Annotated in this window: 14 protein-coding genes; 8 read left to right on the forward strand and 6 right to left on the reverse strand. The window is 60.0% G+C overall.

Features of this window, described 5'->3' with window-relative positions:
- The first annotated feature begins 116 nt into the window (after positions 1-116).
- The 4 genes from BAY15_RS19155 to BAY15_RS10030 are packed head-to-tail and all read left to right on the forward strand — an operon-like array spanning position 117 to position 3,727.
- Entirely contained in the window at positions 117-1,583 is a 1,467-nt protein-coding gene (locus BAY15_RS19155) for a hypothetical protein (RefSeq protein WP_068851935.1), read from the forward strand.
- Positions 1,583-1,894: a DUF2523 family protein gene (locus BAY15_RS10020; RefSeq protein ID WP_068851938.1), complete on the forward strand. Its 312-nt coding sequence runs from the start codon at positions 1,583-1,585 to the stop codon at positions 1,892-1,894. The genes BAY15_RS19155 and BAY15_RS10020 overlap by 1 nt, the downstream gene beginning before the upstream one ends.
- A 1-nt stretch (position 1,895) precedes the next feature.
- Positions 1,896-3,104 (forward strand): zonular occludens toxin domain-containing protein, encoded by a 1,209-nt coding sequence (locus BAY15_RS10025; RefSeq protein ID WP_068851941.1) that lies wholly within the window; start codon positions 1,896-1,898, stop codon positions 3,102-3,104.
- On the forward strand, positions 3,104-3,727 hold the full coding sequence (locus BAY15_RS10030; RefSeq protein WP_068851943.1) for a TraX family protein: 624 nt from the start codon (positions 3,104-3,106) through the stop codon (positions 3,725-3,727). The genes BAY15_RS10025 and BAY15_RS10030 overlap by 1 nt, the downstream gene beginning before the upstream one ends.
- A gap of 426 nt (positions 3,728-4,153) precedes the next feature.
- Here BAY15_RS10030 and BAY15_RS18860 read toward each other — a convergent pair whose 3' ends face one another.
- Entirely contained in the window at positions 4,154-4,534 is a 381-nt protein-coding gene (locus tag BAY15_RS18860; RefSeq protein ID WP_083214125.1) for a DUF3653 domain-containing protein, read from the reverse strand.
- 584 nt (positions 4,535-5,118) lie between these two features.
- On the opposite strand from BAY15_RS18860, the gene BAY15_RS19160 reads away from it, so the two are divergent.
- On the forward strand, positions 5,119-5,613 hold the full coding sequence (locus BAY15_RS19160) for a hypothetical protein (protein ID WP_157771718.1): 495 nt from the start codon (positions 5,119-5,121) through the stop codon (positions 5,611-5,613).
- Positions 5,614-5,707: 94 nt separating this feature from the next.
- Here BAY15_RS19160 and BAY15_RS10040 read toward each other — a convergent pair whose 3' ends face one another.
- Positions 5,708-6,643: a DNA-binding protein gene (locus BAY15_RS10040; protein ID WP_068851949.1), complete on the reverse strand. Its 936-nt coding sequence runs from the start codon at positions 6,641-6,643 to the stop codon at positions 5,708-5,710.
- 104 nt (positions 6,644-6,747) lie between these two features.
- On the opposite strand from BAY15_RS10040, the gene BAY15_RS10045 reads away from it, so the two are divergent.
- The gene (locus tag BAY15_RS10045) at positions 6,748-7,836 is read left to right on the forward strand and encodes a site-specific integrase (RefSeq protein ID WP_068851952.1); all 1,089 of its coding nucleotides are present in this window, start codon (positions 6,748-6,750) and stop codon (positions 7,834-7,836) included.
- Positions 7,837-7,946: 110 nt separating this feature from the next.
- Here BAY15_RS10045 and BAY15_RS18865 read toward each other — a convergent pair whose 3' ends face one another.
- Positions 7,947-10,205 carry a Mov34/MPN/PAD-1 family protein gene (locus BAY15_RS18865; RefSeq protein ID WP_083214126.1) on the reverse strand — a complete coding sequence of 753 codons (2,259 nt, stop codon included), beginning with the start codon at positions 10,203-10,205 and terminating at the stop codon, positions 7,947-7,949.
- Positions 10,205-11,383: a metallohydrolase gene (locus BAY15_RS10055; protein ID WP_068851958.1), complete on the reverse strand. Its 1,179-nt coding sequence runs from the start codon at positions 11,381-11,383 to the stop codon at positions 10,205-10,207. Before BAY15_RS10055 ends, BAY15_RS18865 begins: the two co-directional genes overlap by 1 nt.
- Positions 11,384-11,502: 119 nt before the next feature.
- On the opposite strand from BAY15_RS10055, the gene BAY15_RS10060 reads away from it, so the two are divergent.
- Together BAY15_RS10060 and BAY15_RS10065 are read left to right on the forward strand one after the other, a co-directional pair.
- On the forward strand, positions 11,503-12,402 hold the full coding sequence (locus BAY15_RS10060) for a helix-turn-helix transcriptional regulator (protein ID WP_068851961.1): 900 nt from the start codon (positions 11,503-11,505) through the stop codon (positions 12,400-12,402).
- A 4-nt stretch (positions 12,403-12,406) separates the two neighbouring features.
- A complete protein-coding gene (locus BAY15_RS10065) occupies positions 12,407-13,057 on the forward strand; it encodes a hypothetical protein (RefSeq protein ID WP_068851964.1) in 651 nt (216 codons plus the stop codon).
- Positions 13,058-13,111: 54 nt separating this feature from the next.
- Here the strand turns inward: BAY15_RS10065 and BAY15_RS10070 are convergent, their stop codons facing one another.
- Entirely contained in the window at positions 13,112-16,894 is a 3,783-nt protein-coding gene (locus BAY15_RS10070) for a CHAT domain-containing protein (protein WP_083214127.1), read from the reverse strand.
- Between the two features lie 470 nt (positions 16,895-17,364).
- Positions 17,365-17,799 (reverse strand): hypothetical protein, encoded by a 435-nt coding sequence (locus tag BAY15_RS19165; protein ID WP_157771719.1) that lies wholly within the window; start codon positions 17,797-17,799, stop codon positions 17,365-17,367.
- Positions 17,800-18,847: the final 1,048 nt, after the last annotated feature.

Consider the following 18,847-nt stretch of genomic DNA (forward strand, 5'->3'; position numbering starts at 1 on the left):
CCCTCCCCCCGGTCTTTTCTGTAGTACCTGGACACTGTGGGGCGTGCGATGGAAGGGTGGATCTGGCTTGGGGCGTGGTGTGTTGCCTGCGCGATCATCTTCGTGGAGTTCGACTAATGCGTTGGCTGGCGCGCGTGTTCGCATCCGCAGTCGCCCGACGCGCTGCATATATCATCGTGGCGTTACTGCTTGCATCGTTCGGAATTGGCCGCGCGCACGCACAGGATGCCACGTGTTCTCATTCCAGAACGATCTACAGCAGCTCTTGCCCAGATCAGGGCGCGGCCAATCAGGCTGCATGGGCTACTGCAAATGCACAGGCTGCTTATTCGAATTCATCAAGCCCCGGCACCTGGTGCGCGGGCGTTGCTCCAAACCTTGGCGCTGGCGTTTACACGGCCTATGTGACCCCCTGTTCAAGCCCCGGTCCTCAGTGGGAAACGCGCTCGCGCTCTTATCCCAAGGACCTCACGTGCGAGAAACGCCCTGACTGGAACGGCCCGTACACCAACCTTACTGGCGGAAAGCCACGAAACGGATCTGTCACGTGCAACGCCGGTTGCAGGCAGGCGTGGTTCAGCACAGGTGACGGGTATTTCACCGGCAAGTACTCATCGATACCTGGCACCTGTAACGACTACGACGACCAGAAGTGCAAAGCACAGTTCGGCAGCGGCTATTCGTGGAATCAGGGTATGTCGTCCTGTGAACCCGACGATGGCAAATGCCCTGACGGAAGTCCCACGAATTCGCTCGGCGAGTGCAAGCCAGAGCCATGCCCGGCAGGCAAGGTCCAGCAAGCGGACGGCACGTGCAAGAACAAGGAAAACGAATGCCCGGCCGGGCAGATTAAATCCCCCGATGGTAAGTGCCTTCCGGGCGACGGCCAGTGCGCGAAGGGTGAGGCCCGTGGCAAGGACGGAACGTGCAAGAAGGACGCTGATGAAAACGGCACCCCCGATGAGGAGGAGGGCGAGCCCGGTGAGCCCGGCGAACCCGGCGAGACGCCTGCCGAAGAATTTACGGGTGGCGACAACTGCACGCAGCCGCCTACGTGTAGCGGATCACCTGTTATGTGCGGCCAAGCGCGAATCCAATGGCGCATTGACTGCAACACGCGCAAGAACCGCACCATCGCGGGCGGCATGTGCAGCACCCCACCGATCTGCACGGGCGAGAAGTGCGACGCCATGGAATACAACAGCCTTTTGATGCAGTGGCGGACGGCGTGTGCCACCGAAAAGCTCGCTGCCTCCACCGGTACCGGCACTGGGAGCAACCCGGACCTCGTTGCCATCCGAAACGCACTGACCGGAACGGGTGGCACCGTTGACCCTGGCACTACCTTGCCGGGCAGTGGTGCATGGCAGGGCGGCCAGACCGGCCAGCCCACCCAACCCGACACGTCCGGATACGGCTGGGGCGGCGGTTCTTGCCCCGCGATTCCGGCCATTGACGTCATGGGCGCCACCATCCAGTTCGACCCAGCGCCGCTGTGCAACTGGCTTAGCCTCGGGTCGTATTTCGTGATGGGCCTTGCGGCCCTCGCATCTCTGCGCATCGTTGCCACTAAGGACGCCTGATGCCCATCTTGATCAGCTCGTTGTTGTCCGGTATCGCATGGCTGTTCCGCTCCCAACTCGGGACGTGGCTTGTGGCCGCCATGGCGTGGCTCGGCATCGCCTGGGCGACTCATGAGTTCGCCGTGGAACCGTGGATTGAGAACATGCAGCAGCACATCGGCGGCGGCACGCCGGGCGGAGAGTGGGGCGCGGTGCTGATCGCCTATGCCGGGCTGATGCGCTTCGATCAGGCCTGCACGATGATCGTTTCTGCTGTCGCCACGAAGTTCGCTGTGAACGCTGCACGCGCCGTGCTGGTTCGGAGGAACTGACGTGCCAATCGAGCTCTACACCGGCCAGCCCGGCAATGGCAAAACTGCGCTCATGATGGAGCGCCTTGTGGAAGAGACGCAGCGCGGCGAGCGCGCGATCTATGCGTGCGGCATCGACGGCCTGCAGGACGGCTTGGCAACCACGCTGGACGATCCGCGTCGCTGGAACGAGAAGGATGGGGCAGGGGAGTACATCGTTCCGAACGGCGCGATCATCTTCGTTGACGAAGCGTGGAAATGGTTCGGGCACCTGCACGACGCCACCCGCCAGCAGACGCCCAAGCACGTTCTTGACCTTGCCGAACACCGGCATCGCGGCCTGGACTTTGTGTGGACTACGCAGCAGCCTAACCAGCTGTATCCATTCGTCCGGGGTTTGATCGGCACCCACTCGCACGTGGTGCGTCGCTTCGGCACCAAGATGATCGATGTGTTTCGCTGGGGCGAACTGAACGAGGAAATCAAGTCGTCGGCGAAGCGGGATCTTGCCCAGCGGACCACCCGCCTTCTGCCGTCACAGATCTTCGGGCAGTACAAGTCGGCGGAGATCCACACGATCAAGCCGCGCATTCCATGGAAGGTGATGGCGCTCCCGGCGCTGGCTGTCGCTGCCGTCCTTCTCGCCTATCTCGCATACGAAATGCTCAAGCCGTCCGCGATGGCCGCCACGTCGTCCTCAGAGGGGGCGCAATCGGCGTCAGCCGATGCGCCCCCTGTGTCCGCCGGTCAGTCCGATGCAAAGCCGCATCAACCTCGCTGGCAGTCAGCCTCGGAGTACGCCAAGGACCACCTGCCCCGGATCGCCACCATGCCCTGGACGGCACCTGTGTTCGATGATCGCAACGCGACGGCGGATCCGCTGCTGGTCTGCATGTCGTCCATGGAGGGATTGGACGGGGATGGCAAGAAGCAAGCTGGCAGTTGCACGTGCATCACGGAACAGGGCACCTCTTACGACATTAGTCAACCCGAGTGCCGGACGCTGGCGCGCTACGGGCCGGTCTACAACCCGTATCGTGAGCGACGCGACAACCGGCCACAGATGCAGCCCCAGCAGCCTGCTCAGCCGCAGCAAATCGTAGGGCAGGGTGAGCCGATGGGACTGACGGGTAGTGTGCTTACGAAGCAAACGCGCTCGCTCGGCTCGTTCCCTGAGTCCAAGCCCTATGTCACGGAAACCAAGGCAGCATCCACTACGAGGGAAATGTGATGACCAGCGGCGCGCGCGAGGCCCTCAAGTGGCTGGCGGTCGTGTTTATGACGCTCGATCACGCAGGCAAGATCATCTATAGCGGCGAAGTGCCTGGACTCAGCGAAGTAGGGCGTCTGGCGTTCCCGTTGTTCGCAGGGGTTATGGCCTACAACCTCGCGCAGCCGGGAGCAGACGTGGCCAAGTCCATTAGGCGGCTAGTGGTATGGGGAGTGATCGCCCAGCCGGTGCACGCCTTCGCATTCGGGTACTGGTTGCCGTTGAACATCCTCCTTACGTTCGCGCTCTCGGCAACGGTGATTTACGCACTCAGCAGCCGGTATTGGTTGACGGCCGCGTTTGCGGCGGGTGCGATGCCGGTGTTCGTGGACTACCAGTGGGCCGGCGTAGCATTCGTGGTGCTGAGCTGGGCGGCGTTTCGCCACCGGCATCCATGGTTGCTGGTCCCTGCTTTCGCGGCGATCTGCCTGTTTAATGGCAATCTGTGGGCGCTCGCAGCTGTTCCTGTTGCCGCTGTTGTCATCCCTTGCGCCACACGAGTCCCGCGCACGCGTTGGGCGTTCTACGGGTACTACGTTGGTCACCTAGCGCTGCTGGCCACGGTCGTTAGCACTGCCGGTTAGGCACGTTCTCCCAGCCGCCTGGAATCCGGCGGAAGAGGGTGCCTCCAATGCACCTCATCTCGGCAGACTTCACACCCTGTTCGGCGGCGCGTGCGCTCTTTGCCTCCGTTTCAGCCGCTGCTCGCCGCAGACGTATTTCGGCTAGATAGGCGTTGCGCGCGGCGTTTGGATCCACTGTTCGCGGCGGTTCTTTTGCTGTCTGGAATCGCTCGGCCCAAGCCGCGTTGGTGCGGATGAGCATGTGGACCCCGCCTGCCATCATTCCCAGCAGCACGATTCCTATCACGAGCAGCCACGGGAACTCCCAGCGGCTGTTGCGAATGGCGGGCAAGTACTCCGGTCGCTCTCGTTCCATGAAGCCCCCTAGGCTGCGTCCTGCGGTCATTCTAGCCGGGGTGTAGGGGCAGCGCCCCTACGGTCAACGCCTTACCCGCGCAAGGATGGCATCTGCCCACGTTCCGCCTGGACTGCTGGTGTGGGCGCGGCGCTGGGTCCGGGATCTGCCACCGTAGACCGCTTCTCGTAAGTCCTGCGCACGTAGTCCTTCAGATTGACCACGGCCGCTCGACGTCCAGCTGGGGATCGGCCCTGTGAGACGCCACTGCCACAAGGCTTTCCATGACGGTCCTTCGGTTCATAGCCGCGGCGGGTGTCGGCCATCATCGTCCGCCATTCCTGTGCGATCGCGGCGGTCAGCGACAGCCAAGCCAGATCCTCTGGCAGCAGCTCTCGACCTTCGGGCGTGACCAAGCGGCCACCTTTGAACGAAAAACCGGCCCAAGGGCCGGTAAGAGTGCGATCACGCATTGGCGAGGTTCCGTCTCGTTGGGTGAGACAGGGGAAGAGGCAACATCCGTGCCAACCTGCGCAGCCATTGCATTACATAATATACATTATGCGAAATGGCGTATCTGGCTCATTGTGCGTCGACGCGTCGCCGAACTCGTTGGCTCCGGCTGGCAATGGCTGGGCCTATGGTGTTCACCGCAGAGAATTCTGGGCGATCCCGGCAGAGACTCTAGGCAATCAACGCAGATGTTGCTGGACAGCCGTGAACGTACGCAGACATTTGCGGTACACGATCAACGCTATGCCAATGCTGAGCGCATTCAACATAGATGGTATCCCGCACTAACCTCGCCCCGAATTTAGTGGATTACGCATCAATTGCCCCCGAAACCTGCAGATCTATCGGCTTGTGTGTGGTCTTTGTCGCCAGATCTGGCGACGAGCTGACCATCAAGCCGCCCGCCTCGTGATCGCGGCGGAAAGCCGGCTCCAGGAAGCGCGGAAACTCGCCCCATTTGCCCCGGAGACTGTGGAAAGCATCCCCCACATCGCGCCGCCCCGCACCCGTCAGACTTGACATCTCCCCACAGGTTCCATGGAGGGTGGATCGTGGCATCCTTGTGATCAACAATTCATCCGGCAGGCACGCAATGGTCAGAACTTTGCCCAAGGAAAGCCCGGCCTCAGTTCAAGCAAGAGCGGAGGTCTCGAGCGACTGGCTCGATCCTGCGGCTTTCAATTTCCGCCTGACCTTGAACTCACGCAAGGGCGAGTCACTTACACAACTCCGGGAATCAGGCTGCATTCTCGGCGTCTGGATGCCCGAAAAGGATAACTATTTGTACCCCGCATGGCAGCTGACCTCCTCGGGAAGGCCCTTGCCAGTATTTGCAGAATTGCTGTTGATGTTGCGCAGCTCATATGGCGTAGCCGAAGGCCGTCCAACGTCTGGCTGGGAAGAAATTGAGTGGCTCGTCGCTCCACATGCGCTATTGGAAGGCTGCTCGCCATCGTCGCTTTTGGCGATTAAGCCCGACCTCGTGCTGGATGCTGCTAGGCAGGACTTTTCGTCTTGGAGCGATGATGCGCGATGGTAGGTCCTAGGACACTTGTCTGCCAGGCCGTACGTCGCACACCACCAGAATAGGCTCTAACTGCTGTCTCCAGATTGGCACCACTAAGCCAGTTTTCCTAATTCGTGTCCTCGGATGAGCCCTTCTTAGCCCGCCGCTTGGAGCTTATCTTCCGTGGACCAGCTGTCACCTGGCTTCGCCTAAGCGCAGCCTCTAGATCCGCCGGCAAGTTCTGGAGCTTGGCCAGCTGCTCTTCTAAAGCTGCGCATCGGCCACGCTGATTGTCCGCCATCTGCACTGCCGCCGCGGTGGCTGAGTGTGCCTTTTCAAGGCTACGCCGCATCTCTGCTTCAATCGATGTATGCCTTTTGACTGCGCTGGCCAGCTGCGCCTGCATCACCTTGCTCTCTTCTCTAGCGCGATCAATATCCCCCAATACGCGGTTTTCGACAGATCTGACGTGCTCGGCCAGGCTCTCGCGCTCAGATCTCGCCGATTCCTCAGTCTTTTGGAGCCTGTCGTAGAGCGCCTGGCGTGAGGCCTCCACTTGCTCAAGTCGCTCAATAGCGGCGATGCGTTGCCCGGCCAGTTCCGCAGCTTGCAGTTGAAGCTGATCGACCAAGCGCTGCAGTTCGGTGGCCTGGGCCCGGGCGAGGCGTTCTGCGGCCATCGCCGCCTCCGACCTCGCATGGGCGGCGCTCGTCTCATCTGCAAGTGCTTGGGACCGGGCAAGAAACTTCTCTTGTTTGGACGCAAGGTCTTCGCTGGCCTCAGAAAACTCAGCAAAGACCGCGTCACGGGCATGCTCTAGCGCTAGCGCCCACCATTGCCCCGCAAGCTTTCCCAAGGCAGCCGGAGCATCTGTGACCTTGGGGCTCTCTGACTGCAGCCGACTTCCAAGGCTTTGCCACCAAGTTTCCAAGCAGCGGGTAACGGTGTTCGGGGACCCCGTGCCTAGATGCGCCCGAATGCGCTCCACCGTTGGGCGCTCGCCCTTTGCGACAAGCGCATCAGCGGCGCCGTGGACGTCTAATTCCGTGATGCCGCGAGCCATTGAACTATCTCCTGGGCGGGCGCCCTGCCCCGTTGATTCCGTACTGCTGATAAGTGATGATTATCGCGGGTAAGGTGTTCTTTGCATAGCGAACATTACATATTATGAAAGATATTTTTACAATTCCCGTGTCCGCCGCGACGGCCACCTCTCTGGCACTGCCCGAACAGCTGGCCCAACAGGCTGCCGATGCGGTCCGCGAGCTGCTGGCCGAAGCTGCGGCCGAGAACACCACCCGCAGCTACACCAGCGCCCTGCGGTACTGGGCGGGCTGGCATGCGGCGCGCTACGGCATCGAGCTGGCTTTACCGGTACCCGAAGCCACCGTGCTGCAGTTCGTGGTCGATCACGTACAGCGCCGCTCAACCGACGGCGAATTGGCATGGGAACTGCCACCAGCCGTCGACCAAGCCTTGGTGACCGCCGGCCTTAAGGCCAAACTTGGCCCTTGGACCTTGGCCACAGTGCGCCATCGCGTTGCCGTGCTGTCCACGGCGCACCGACTCAAGCAAGTGACCAATCCCTGCGAGCAGCCGGCAATCCGCACCGTGCTCAGTCGCGCGGCGCGGGCCGCGGTCAAGCGCGGCGAGCGCCCACGCAAGAAGACTGCGATCACCCTGACCGAGCTGGAGGCCATATTGGCCACCTGCGACGATAGCCTGGAAGGAATTCGGGATCGCGCCCTACTCTGCTTCGGGTTCGCTAGTGGCGGCCGCCGGCGTAGCGAGATCGCCGCGGCCGACCTGCGCGACCTGCGCCGGATTGGCGAGGCGGGCTATATCTACCGGTTGGAGCACAGCAAGACCCAGCAGGCCGGGGTTACGGTCACCTCGACCCCAGATAAGCCGGTGCTCGATCGGGCCGCCCTCGCCCTCCAGGACTGGTTGGAGGCCTCAGGCCTCACCGAGGGGGCGATCTTCCGGCGGCTGTGGAAGCAACGCATCGGCCCCGCTCTCTCCCCGGCCGCCGTAGGCGAAATTGTGCAGCGACGGGCGCGCCTGGCCGGGTTGGAGGGGGATTTTGGTGGGCATAGTCTCAGGTCAGGCTTCGTGACTGAGGCAAGCCGCCAAGGGGTGGCACTGCCGGCGATCATGCAGTTGACCGAGCACCGGTCAGTGTCGAGTGTGGTGGGGTATTTCCAGGCCGGAGGAGCGACATCGAATCCCGCTGCACGTTTATTAGAAGATCAATAGAAATTGCGCAAAGACTAGGCTTGTACGTCCGCCATTCCAACTGATTGATCTTCTGAAAAAACTGCAGACAAGCGTTTCTGACGCACCCAGATGCGAATCTGTCGGCATGACTAGGCCCGCGCAGCCGTATCGCCGGTTTCAGCTACCTCGCCGCCACCGACGAACACATTGACTTCGTTTTCAGCAACGATCGCCATGATCGCAGGCAGCCCATCTTCCCGAAGTCGAGACTCAAGTTTGGCAAGCAGCTCCTTGTCCAAGGCACTTGGAATCGCTCGGACACCTGGGGGATGGGAATGCCATTCGCCGATGTAGCCCACCATGCCCCTGGTCAGCGATGAAGCGTGTTCAACCAGTTCTGGCACCCCTGCCCTACCCCGAATGAAGCTGTCGGGGTGAGCCACGCTATCTAAGGGCGCCTCTCGCGCATCGACGATCGTTACCGTTCGCACCTTGTGGTCAAAGATGCCAAGCAACACACCACCCGTTTCCAGCGGCAAGCATGCCGACCTCATCGCGAGCATCTGGTCCTCAAGCCCTTCGTCCCACCTCACCTTCCAAGAATATCCTTCCAAGCTTCGAACCGGCCTGACTGCAATCGATGCGACACTCACCGCACCCGAGTTTTCATCATGGGTTCGAATTTCAATACGAGCATTTGGCTCCAAGACACCCTGCCTTAGGGCTCGGGAGAGTTGGGCGGCGTGGAGCTGAACTAGCTCATGTGACAAGACGAAGCTGTGATCACGACAACCGGCCCCGACACGGATCTGTGCTGCGGTGTGCAAATGCTTCTGCCCCCAAGGCTCGTGCAACAGAGCTCGATAATATTGCGCTTCTAACGCCGAGAGACGCATGCAGCGATGCTCATCCTCCAACATCAAGACAGATGCAAGCCCCGAATGCGTAAAGAACACGGATGCCGAGCGAGCGAGATCATGCTCAGACCAATCGCGCGGCACGGAGAGCGTTGTGGACGCGTCGACGAGCAATGCGCTTTCGCGCAGACAGCTTTCCACCTCAGAGGCATCAAAGTCACTTGCAGAAGCGTAAACAGCTTTAGCGAGAATCGGCCTCGCAAACACCGCATCAATCTTCCCGCGAATGACATCCACCTTCTTTAAGCCGATGTCGATGGCGTTAGCTTCGTGGCGAACGACATTGTGGGGAGCCACCTGATCTGGATCGATAAGGTTCCACCGCCCCCATTGCGAGCGAGCCCAAAGATTTGCGAGCGCGCTACCGAGTGATCCGACACCCGCCAATGTGCCCCGAAAGTCTGCCCTGCTGGCTTCTATGCCTGACATCGCCCGGGCTTGCATCATAGGAGGCGTTTGAAGGACCTCCAAAGGTGCCAGCTTGAAGGCACGGCCCTCCTCACTTAAAGCGGCCACATCACCGCCCAAAAGGTTGATGGCATAGGCCTTCGCGTTAGGGGCCGAGCGACCCAATACACCGAGCTCGATTCCAACATCTTCCCAAGGCGCGGCAACAGCGTAAGCCCGAGCGTCCCACCGATCTATTTTCCCATCTCGCAAACGTGGAATTCGCAATAGAAGAAGCAGCTGCAACTTGCATGCTGTTTTTTGATTTGCTACACGAGTAAGGCTTTTCAAGGCCTCGGAAAGGGCTGGCGACAAATCAGACCCCAAAGCCGTGAGCTGGTCGTCCAGGGCACCCAGCGTGGAGGGGCTTCGCTGAATAGGCTGATGGCCAATGGGCGGCAGATCTAAGACAGCAACTTGCCAGCGAGGCGCGCCGTCAGTTGCCTTGGTTCCCGCTAGCCAATAGCGTCTCTCCGCGCTTTCATCGGCAAGATTGAGATAAAGCCGCTCTTTCTTTTCGCCGTCCCAATCAGAGGGGAGAACCACTACGTCGCCGGAGCTATAGAAAAGCTGTTCTAATGCCTGGTCCTGAGCATGGATCGTTCCGTCGGCCGTAGAAGCAAGCCACCACAGCACTTTTCGGAGGTGCCGCTCTGCGGTCCACTGCCGCTCCTCGAAGCCCCAGCTCTCATAGAGACAAAGTGACGCGGGCTCTCCGTCTGGGACGCCGTTGAGATGGATGACGTCCGGAAAATCCGTGCGCAACGCCCTCACTTCGGCAGGCACCATCGAGCCGGGACAGAAGCTTAGACAGAGTCGCTCCCGAGGCCAAATTCCAGGCGAGTTCTGAGGAGCAACCGTGCCGTCGCCAACGTCTGCGACCACGCCAATATGCGGCACTGCGGCCTGGATCAGGCGCAACCCCACGACATCAAAGTGAGGGTGCGCCTCACAGGCGCGCAAGAGTGCGGCCAGTGCCGAACTCGCCAACTCTTCCGGGATGGCATTGATTGGCTCACCCCAGTTGATGTAGTTCGCCATCATCAGCCCGCACGCGGGGCAGCAGCCGCTGCAAGGCCTGCCGCGCCCGAACGCTGGGCTGCTCTGACCTTCGCCCCTCCGGCCGTGATCTCAATTTCAATCGGCTCCGGAGCCCACGTTTGCGGAGTCTCGCCGGTGCAAAGAAAGGTGCCAGCCTTACTTGCCAAAATCGCCTTGTATTCTCGCTTTGCGCGGGTGCACGGCGGATCGCTCTCATCGTCCTTGATGGGCTTGGAGCTTGAAATAATCTTAGCGCCAAAGCGCGCCTGGGACAGCGCATTTCGCGCGGAAGCGCTGACCACAGCCTCCTCTCCACATCCTGACCAGCTGTCACGCGAAAAGACATGCCACGAGCAGTGGTGAGGTGTTTCAAGGACGTCGTATTCGAGCACCTCGGGCGTGTCCTTATAGCGCTCCCACAGCCGCTCCCAGATCGCGACTTCTGCATCACCAGCGGTGAGAAAGCGACAACTGCTCTGGTTCAGCCCGCCTACGGAAGACGCCAGCTCCATGTTGAGGATCACACTGGAATGGTTCTTGGCGCGCAGGTCCACCTCCTCATCATCGTCGCAAACGAGCGACGGGGCCAGAAGCTGAGCACGGAAGTGGGCGTTCTCCATGCCATTGATGCGGCTAAAGTGGTCGCCGGAACGGACCAAGATCGCTTCAAGACCTTCGGTTTTTCCGCCTTTATCTTCGCCCATCAGCAGGATGCGGTCGCCCTCCAGGACAGCACCATCTCGGAAACTCTGAACGCGACGCTTTGCCTCGCTTCGGAAGGCCTTTGCGTCGTCGCAGAAGGTCATGATCTTCGAGGCACGACGGAAAACAATCGGTGAGGACCACATCTCACGGATGACGATCCTTTTCTCAGACTGCGGCTTCTCGTCGTCGGCGTAGCCGCTCAGAGGCCCCAGATGAAAGTGCTTTTGCAGCCCTGTGCAATGGTCCTTATCCGGGTGGCTCAGCAAAAAGACGTCCACATAGGGTCGCCCATTCGCGTCAATGGGAAGGCGAGCTCTGAGGTCAGCGGCGACGTCTCGGGCCTCATCATTGTTCGGGTCATCGGCACATTGCCGAATGTTGATGTCCACCAAGATGGTGCTATTGGCGAAATCGACCAAGCGCACCAGTGCCATGTCTCCATTGGCTACTGGGAAGAAGGTAATCGAAGCACTCATTGGGGTTCGCCTATCCTCTGACCACCAGATGTAGTGGCCCTCTTGAGATCGAACTATACTGAGTATTCGCGTTCTGTCAATGTCGTATACTGATTGGGCCGAATAGAAGGTTCCCCCGCATGAAAGAAGCCCAAGTAGCTCCCTCCCGCCGAGGCAGGTGGGGCCAAGACCGTCGATTGGAGTTCATTGACTCCCGCCTCTACTGGGAAGGTCGACTCAATCGCGCAGATCTAACGGATTTTTTCAGCATCTCGGTCCCCCAGGCCTCTCTGGACTTCGCTGAATACCAAGCCCGGGCCCCTGGCAACATGGCCTATGACCGGGGGGAGAAGGCCTATCTGGCAGCCGACGGGTTCGCACCGATCCTCACAGACGGCAGCAGCACCCGATACCTGGCCGAGCTCTATGCGCTGACGACAGGGGCAATCCCCGCTGATCTCAGCTTCCTGGGAGCTCTGCCTGCGTCGGATGTCGTGCGGCACCCTACTCGACTGGTGTCGGCCCCCTTGCTGCGCCAGGTGTTGCGGGCGATCAATACCCAAAATGCTCTTGAGATCACCTATCAGACGATCGCGCGGCCAGAGCCCGACCGGAGGGTAATCAGCCCGCATGCGCTCGCTTACGATGGGTATCGGTGGCACATTCGCGCGTATTGCCACAATCGCCGAAGCTTTCGGGACTTTCTCTTTGCCCGGATTTTGGAGTGTGAAGGGCCCAAGACCTGGCTACCGGTCAAGGTTCGGGACGAGGAATGGGAGACGCCTGTCACGATTGCGATCGGGCCCAATCCAGCGCTTGAGGAAGGTCGGCGCCGCGTGATCGCGCTGGACTACGGGATGACTGATGGGCGGCTGGACATCTCTACGCGCCTGTCGCTGGCCTTTTACTTGCTTAAACGCCTCGGACTGGACCGCCCCATAGGCGCACTCGCCCCCCACGAACAGCACATCACGTTGCTCAACCGGGCCGAGCTTGAGCCTGTCCTTCCCCAACTCAACCCACGCAATTCAACCGGCTAATCTTATGGCACGCTCGCACAAAGACTCCAATCGCCTAGCGCTGTTGTCGGCTTTGGCGAGCAACCTGCTTCTATACTACGCCCTTGCCCGTGGCTTGGATCTGGGAAAGATCAGCACTGGTGCGATGATGGGACACCTCAACCTGCTTCTGCCAGGTGGGCTGGCCATCGCCTTTACGAGCATAGTCAATGCACAACTGAACTCGCTGCATAAGGCAAGGATCGTCTTCTGGCGGTGGACGCATCCCCTTCCCGGCACGCGGGTGTTCACGGAGCTTGCCCCAGATGATCCCCGTATTGATCTAGATTCCTTGAACGCCCATTTGGCCCCGTTGCCGGTTGAACCTCGCCAACAGAACTCCCTCTGGTATCGCCTGTATCAAGAACAGCAAGACACTGCGGCCGTTAGTCACTTGGACCGAAATTGGCTCTTTGCCCGAGACTACTGCTGCGTCATCGCGCTCCTGGCACCGATCCTAATCGTCGCAGGTCTCTGGCAGCTCCCAAGTCTCAATGTCTACGCATCTCTCGTGGGCTTGTTGGTGTTTCAGTTCTTAGTCGCCCGGCAGGCGGCTAAGAACTACGCAGAACGGTTAGTCACCACGGTTGTCGCGCAAGCCTTGGCTAAACTCGCCGTGAAGCATGCTGGGAGTTGAGGCGTATGCCAACATGCCAGTGCCGCTGTCCGGCGGCGCTAACTCGACACATTTCTAGAGCTCCGGTGGCGCTGCTGCAGATCTCTTCAGCATCACGTCGCCATATGCGGTCATCGCCATGGCGTACTGTGGTACGTACCCGAACTTCATATCAACGGCAGCGTTGGCCACGAAGGTCGAATCCAGTGCGGTCTCATCCCGCTCCCATTCGGCCATGAACGTTTCCAACCAATATCCCGAAATGATCGGCGTAATCGGCCACGGCGAGGCGATGACGACCCGCGAGCCGGCCATCAGTAGGAGCTTGGGAAGACCGATCGTGGTGTTGGAGTGCGGGTGCCGATCCACGCGGCCACCGCTGCAGATGAACAAGATCACCAATTCAGTCCCGGCCAGAGCTTGAGTCAATGCCCGCGGCGAGATCACCAACTCCTTCTCATCGGTCACCCGGTGCAAAAAGCGACCATCGGTGCCGACACTCCCATGTGCCGCGATAACGGCGATCTGTGCATCGACTAGGTCCTCAGGCAGCGAGCCATTGGTATCGACCCTAAAGCCGTACTGCTGAAACGCCGTGTCGGTGCGCTGGATCACTGCAACCAAGGCGCTGTTATCGACCACCTCGCCCGGGTCGGATATCCATGCCACACGTCGGGCATGGGTGATCCTTGGCCGCGTACGGGTGGAGTGGAGCCATGTCAGCGAGGGCACGTAGCCAATGGCGTGGTGCTGGCCCCAGAAACCGTCCCCCTTTACCATCAGGTTGAGCGGAATCTGGAGCAGCGCCGGCTCCCCCACGACGACCAGCTTGGCCGTCTCGGGCAGCGGTATCGCCAAGGGCGTCATGCTCACGAAAATCTCGTTGTTACCCTCTTCGCGCTCAATCTTTCCGTATCGAAGCGGGTAATTTTCGCTCCAGGTGGCCAGCGCATCAACAAAAGATCCCGCCTCCCGGGCCGGTCGCGCTACCGTATCGCCTTGCTCGGTCGAGGTCAGTACCGTCAGTTCGCCATCAATGTCCAAGCCCATCATCATGGCCGCCCCTGCCTCTGGGCGGATTTCATGCAAGTATCGCGAGGGCCAACTCACGTCCAAGACGCGCTCGATCGCCACTGGGTCCAACTCGCGGTCCGCCAACAGCTCAATCGCGGTTGCCGCGTCCTCGGCAGACAGCGCCGACTCGGACAGGATTCGTCGGGCGGCAAGCTCAGCGGCCAGAAGGTCTCCCGGCGCATCGTCCGCATGTCGCGCCACTTCCACGCGATTATGCAGACGTACCGCATCTTCAATGGTCGGATGAGCTGCCGAAATTGCGTCCAGGTACGCTCGATCCGCGGCCGTCACATGTTCCATAGCCGCCACTTTGATCTCTTGGACATGCTTCGGTATCACGCCACCAACGCCTTCGAACAACCCCATCGATTGCACCAGCAGCGCAAGCGCCGGGATCAACTCCTCGTTCATGCCTGCGACCGAGACGTAGTGATTGGCCGTGTCTTGCACCATCTGCTCAAGCATGGCCGGGGTATAGCGCTGGCTATCCATCAACCGCAGTCCCAGCTCTAGCGATTGCATGCGGGCGCGTCCGGCCGGATTGTCGGCGACCATTCGCTGCAGGCGCTTGAGAGGCACCAGCAGATCCCCCGCGAACGGGAACAGGCCTATATCACGTACGCTGCGGAACAGGGTGTAGGTCTCCCACCACAGCGTCGGGGCATCGACCGGCACATCGATTGCGAACGCAGACGAGAGACCAATCAGCGCATCCACCGGATGCCGGGAGCGCTGATACAGGTCTGCATACGCGCCCCACGCCAGCCGGCCCCTAATCTTGGAGGAGCCGGCAAGCTCAAGAATCTGCTCGGCCAAGTCGCGACTTCTCTGCACCTTACCGTCCATCGCCCGTCGGCTGGCGATCAGTCGGAGCATGTTCATGTCGGAGAGCGTGTCGGGGACTTTCCTGGCGAGCATCACACCCACAAAGGCCATGTTTTCTACATTGGCCGCCTTGTCAGGCTCCCACGTCTCGACCAGGTAGTCGACTGCCCTTGACATCGCCTCGAGCAGTTCGGCCGGGTCGTCCGCTCCGATGACAGCGTCAGGCAGTGCTGTACTGCTCACATCAATGGCACGTGCCTGGCCCATCCAATGATCAGCACGCTGCATGAACGCACTAAATTCCTGAGGCGAGGCAACCTTCACCATCGGGGGATCGATGATCGCGGCCACGGCACGTGTGGCCAGCTCCATCGTTTGCGTGACGAGCAACGCAAGGCCCCAGTTACCACTGGTCTCGACAGTGAACAATCCACGGAAGTATTCCCGCAATTCCGGATCATCTGGGTGCGTGGCGACGTAGTCGCGCAGCCGCTGGAATACCTCTTTGTAGAAGCCTGCCTCCTGTACTTCCTTTCTTTCCAGCAGTACTCGCCTGAGCGCGGCAATCAATATCCAATTGATGCGCCGAGCACTTTCCCCGTCTAAGGACGTCTGTATCGCCAGTGCGATAGCCTTACCCGCCTCATTGAGAACTAGCAGTCGGTGCGCCCCGCACAGCCTCGCAAAATCGCGTTGCTCGGCCGACCAGGGTTCACTTACCTCGGCCAACGCCTTTACCCCTTTGGTGGAGAGATCGCGCAATGAGTCGGCAATGAGAGCATCGTAGCCGGCGAGGGTTATGTGGCGAATCACGCGGCTGATCCGATCACCGGACACCTCCCGACTCCACCGCAGCAGCAAGCGCGCGCGGTAGTCCGTTAGGGCCTCACTCTCCGGATACAGCCCGCGTAGGCGCTCGTACACCAGCACTTCCAGCTCGCTATCGTCCAGCCCAGTGCACGATCCGAGTGCGCGCGCGAGGTGAGACTCCTCATTCACTTCCACTACGCTTTGCTTGATCAGCGTCTTCGCCGACTCGGGATCGCCTCCCTCCTGCGCCATCCATCCAAACCGGAGCGCGTTTTCGGACGGAACTTTGACGCCACTGACAAGTAGCGCGCGGATTTCTTCGGCCGCCCGCTCCCGCTCCTTGCCCCGAAAGAGCACTTGGATCCTCAGTTGCCGCTTTAGGCCTGCACTCAGATCAGATGCCTCAATCTGCGCTAACGCCTCCCGCGCACGCCCCATCTCTGCTAGGGCCGCCCACTGCTGCATGTTCTCTACGACAAAGGTATTCTGCTGCACCTCTTCTTTAGAACCAAAGCTGGCGACAGTCAGATCGTAGATCGCCTCGATCGCCGCCTTGTTGGCCTCCCGCATCACGAGAAGCCCGGGGATACTGAACATGATCGCGCTTTCATTGGTGTGCACATGGTCAATGCAGTCTGGAAGCCATGCGCTGACGTTAGGCACCCAGATATCCTCTGCCAACAGCGCCGTGGCGCGCCCGTGCGGCGCACCGGCCACCACCCTGGCATCCCGATAGATCTCCGCCATTGGCACCAAGATGAAGTCGCCGTCGGATCGCACCACCTGGGCTACCAACGAGGCGGCGTTTACGTCTTCGCAGCGCACGATCGTAACTCGCTTTCTGATGATGCTCACTTCCTCGCGCGGCAGTGGAGACCCTCGAAGCTCGCTGCCGCCTTGCGAGATAAGTGCGATGATCTCATCATCGTTCTTTGCCCACGCTGCCGCGGGCGGCGCTATCACCACGACGCGCGGGAAGGCCGGCTTACCCTCGGGGGATTCGCACATCAGAATATGCGCTGTCGTCCTGCCTACCGCCGGGTCGGTATCGACGCCGATCAGTAACGTGGCGCGCTCAGCACTTCCCCTGTAAATCGCAGCAGGATCGAAGCCCATCACGCGTGATGGGGTCGTTGTACTGGTTGTCATCTGACTTCTCCTTGTCTGTTGACGACGAACTGGTGAGGCATGAGGATATCAGGCCAATCTCGAGTAGAGACACCGTTGTATGCGGCCAGGCTGATACGGCATGACGGCTGGGCGATTGGAGATCGCAAGGGTATTGCCGCCCGACGGAAGAAGGCGCGCGGCATGCCACCGTATTCTCCACCTCCCTTACCTGGCGAAGGATAGGCGCGGAATTTCACCCGACATGCTTATCCGGAATCCTAGGCGAAACACGTCCACCTTGGTAAAGGGCCAACAACTCACACCACCGGGCGTTTCCTACCCCCGATAAATCTCCCTAATCCTAAAATCGGATGGCGGCTCCCCTCCCCTATTCGTTAGGCCAAGGTCCGCTCCCGGCCAAAAGCAGACCTTGGGTAACGCCTTAGTTAAGCCGCGCCGCTAGGCGGCATCGGCTTGAATTAAGTGCTAGGCCCACGCTGGAGGCCTACCTAATATGACACCAGAACCTTGAGCACAACCCTAGAGTGCGTGTCAGGCTCGCCGGTTGCACCTGGCGTGGGATTTTTGAGGGGATCGAACATCATTGCGAACTCGATGCGCTTCCCAATTTGATGCGCAGAGAGGTCCTTTCTCCGATTTGCTACGCAGCTGTACTTGTAGAGGGTTCCGTCATCAACGGTCATCTCAAAACCCTGACCGTCATTGTGCATCCCCTCGCGACAGATTCGAGTAATTCTCCCCGCGAGGGTTTGAACCGGCGAGACTCCTCGCTCAATGTTGGCCCACCACTCCGGTGAGCCAAAGAGTCCGTAGGTGCCTTTGAGGCCAAATGGACGGCGCTTGTCCAAAGTGAGCACCTGCGTATCAGCCACCTGCTGCGGATCTGCATTCAGCTCTTCTTGAAGTGAGTAGATTAGTCTCATCCGGGCCTAGTGTCCGAGATAGGAGCATTGGCGAAGCCAGTTCATCTTGGTTGAGGTGTTAGGAGTGAGCAATCGCTTCGGCCACAGCTTTTGCCAAGGATTGGCACTGCCGCTAGTACAGCACCAATGGAGTTCCACCTGGATTGAGCGGCCAAGGTCTCCGGAACCTCCCATACCGGGTGGCGCAACACCTGTGCGTCATCACTCGGAACTACGGAATCAAGCCGACGCGCGCAGAGGTTTCGGTTTGGATGAAGTGCTAAACGCGCTCAATGGGAGGGCGCCACATAAATTGTATGGCCTCAATTGATCTGTCCCGAGGGACGAGTATGCGAACGTAGGAACTCTCAATGTGCGGCTTGTTATCCGACGGCTTGTAGATCTGCAGCTCATAAAAATGGCGCTCTGTCGGGACGACGCCGATGAGCCTTTCCCAGCCCGGGCCGGGGGTGCCTCCAGTAAGCAGTCCATGTGCCACAAGCTCATCGAGTTCGGCAGGGGTCAGGTGATCGGCGGCCGACGTACGGAAAGGCAATCGTGCCAGCTCCATGGCCTCTTCGTATGTTCTCCGAGCGTAGAGATGTGTCATGTGCGCCCAATTACCTGATAGACGGACCCGTGCGTCCAGTCATACGACCTAGCCACAATGCGCCGTATGACGGCCCCCCTGATTCAGCTCGATCTTAGGATTGCTGAGTCCAGCTATCAAGCGAGCGTATAACCGGGCCCAGGTGGGCTCAGTGACCACCGCAAGTTCGCTCCAGTAGAAGTGCAGATGTCTGCTCTGGATCGAAAGCCGAATTTGGCACGGACCCAACGGCTCCTTTCCTGCGGGGTGTCCGCTTCCGGCCAGAAGCGGACGGAGTCCATTTTCTGAAGAGCGCTTGATGCTATAGGTCACGGAACGTGACTGTCCATGCTGAACAGTCAGTACTCCACCAAATCTGCCGCGTCGACACAGCCGAACCCGGTCGCCCAGCGCGAGGTCAACCCTTGGTCTGTCCACCGATGTATTCCTAAGGCCTCTACAGGTAGCGGAGCCTAATTT

Source organism: Stenotrophomonas rhizophila, assembly GCF_001704155.1.
Taxonomy (GTDB): Bacteria; Pseudomonadota; Gammaproteobacteria; order Xanthomonadales; family Xanthomonadaceae; genus Stenotrophomonas; species Stenotrophomonas rhizophila_A.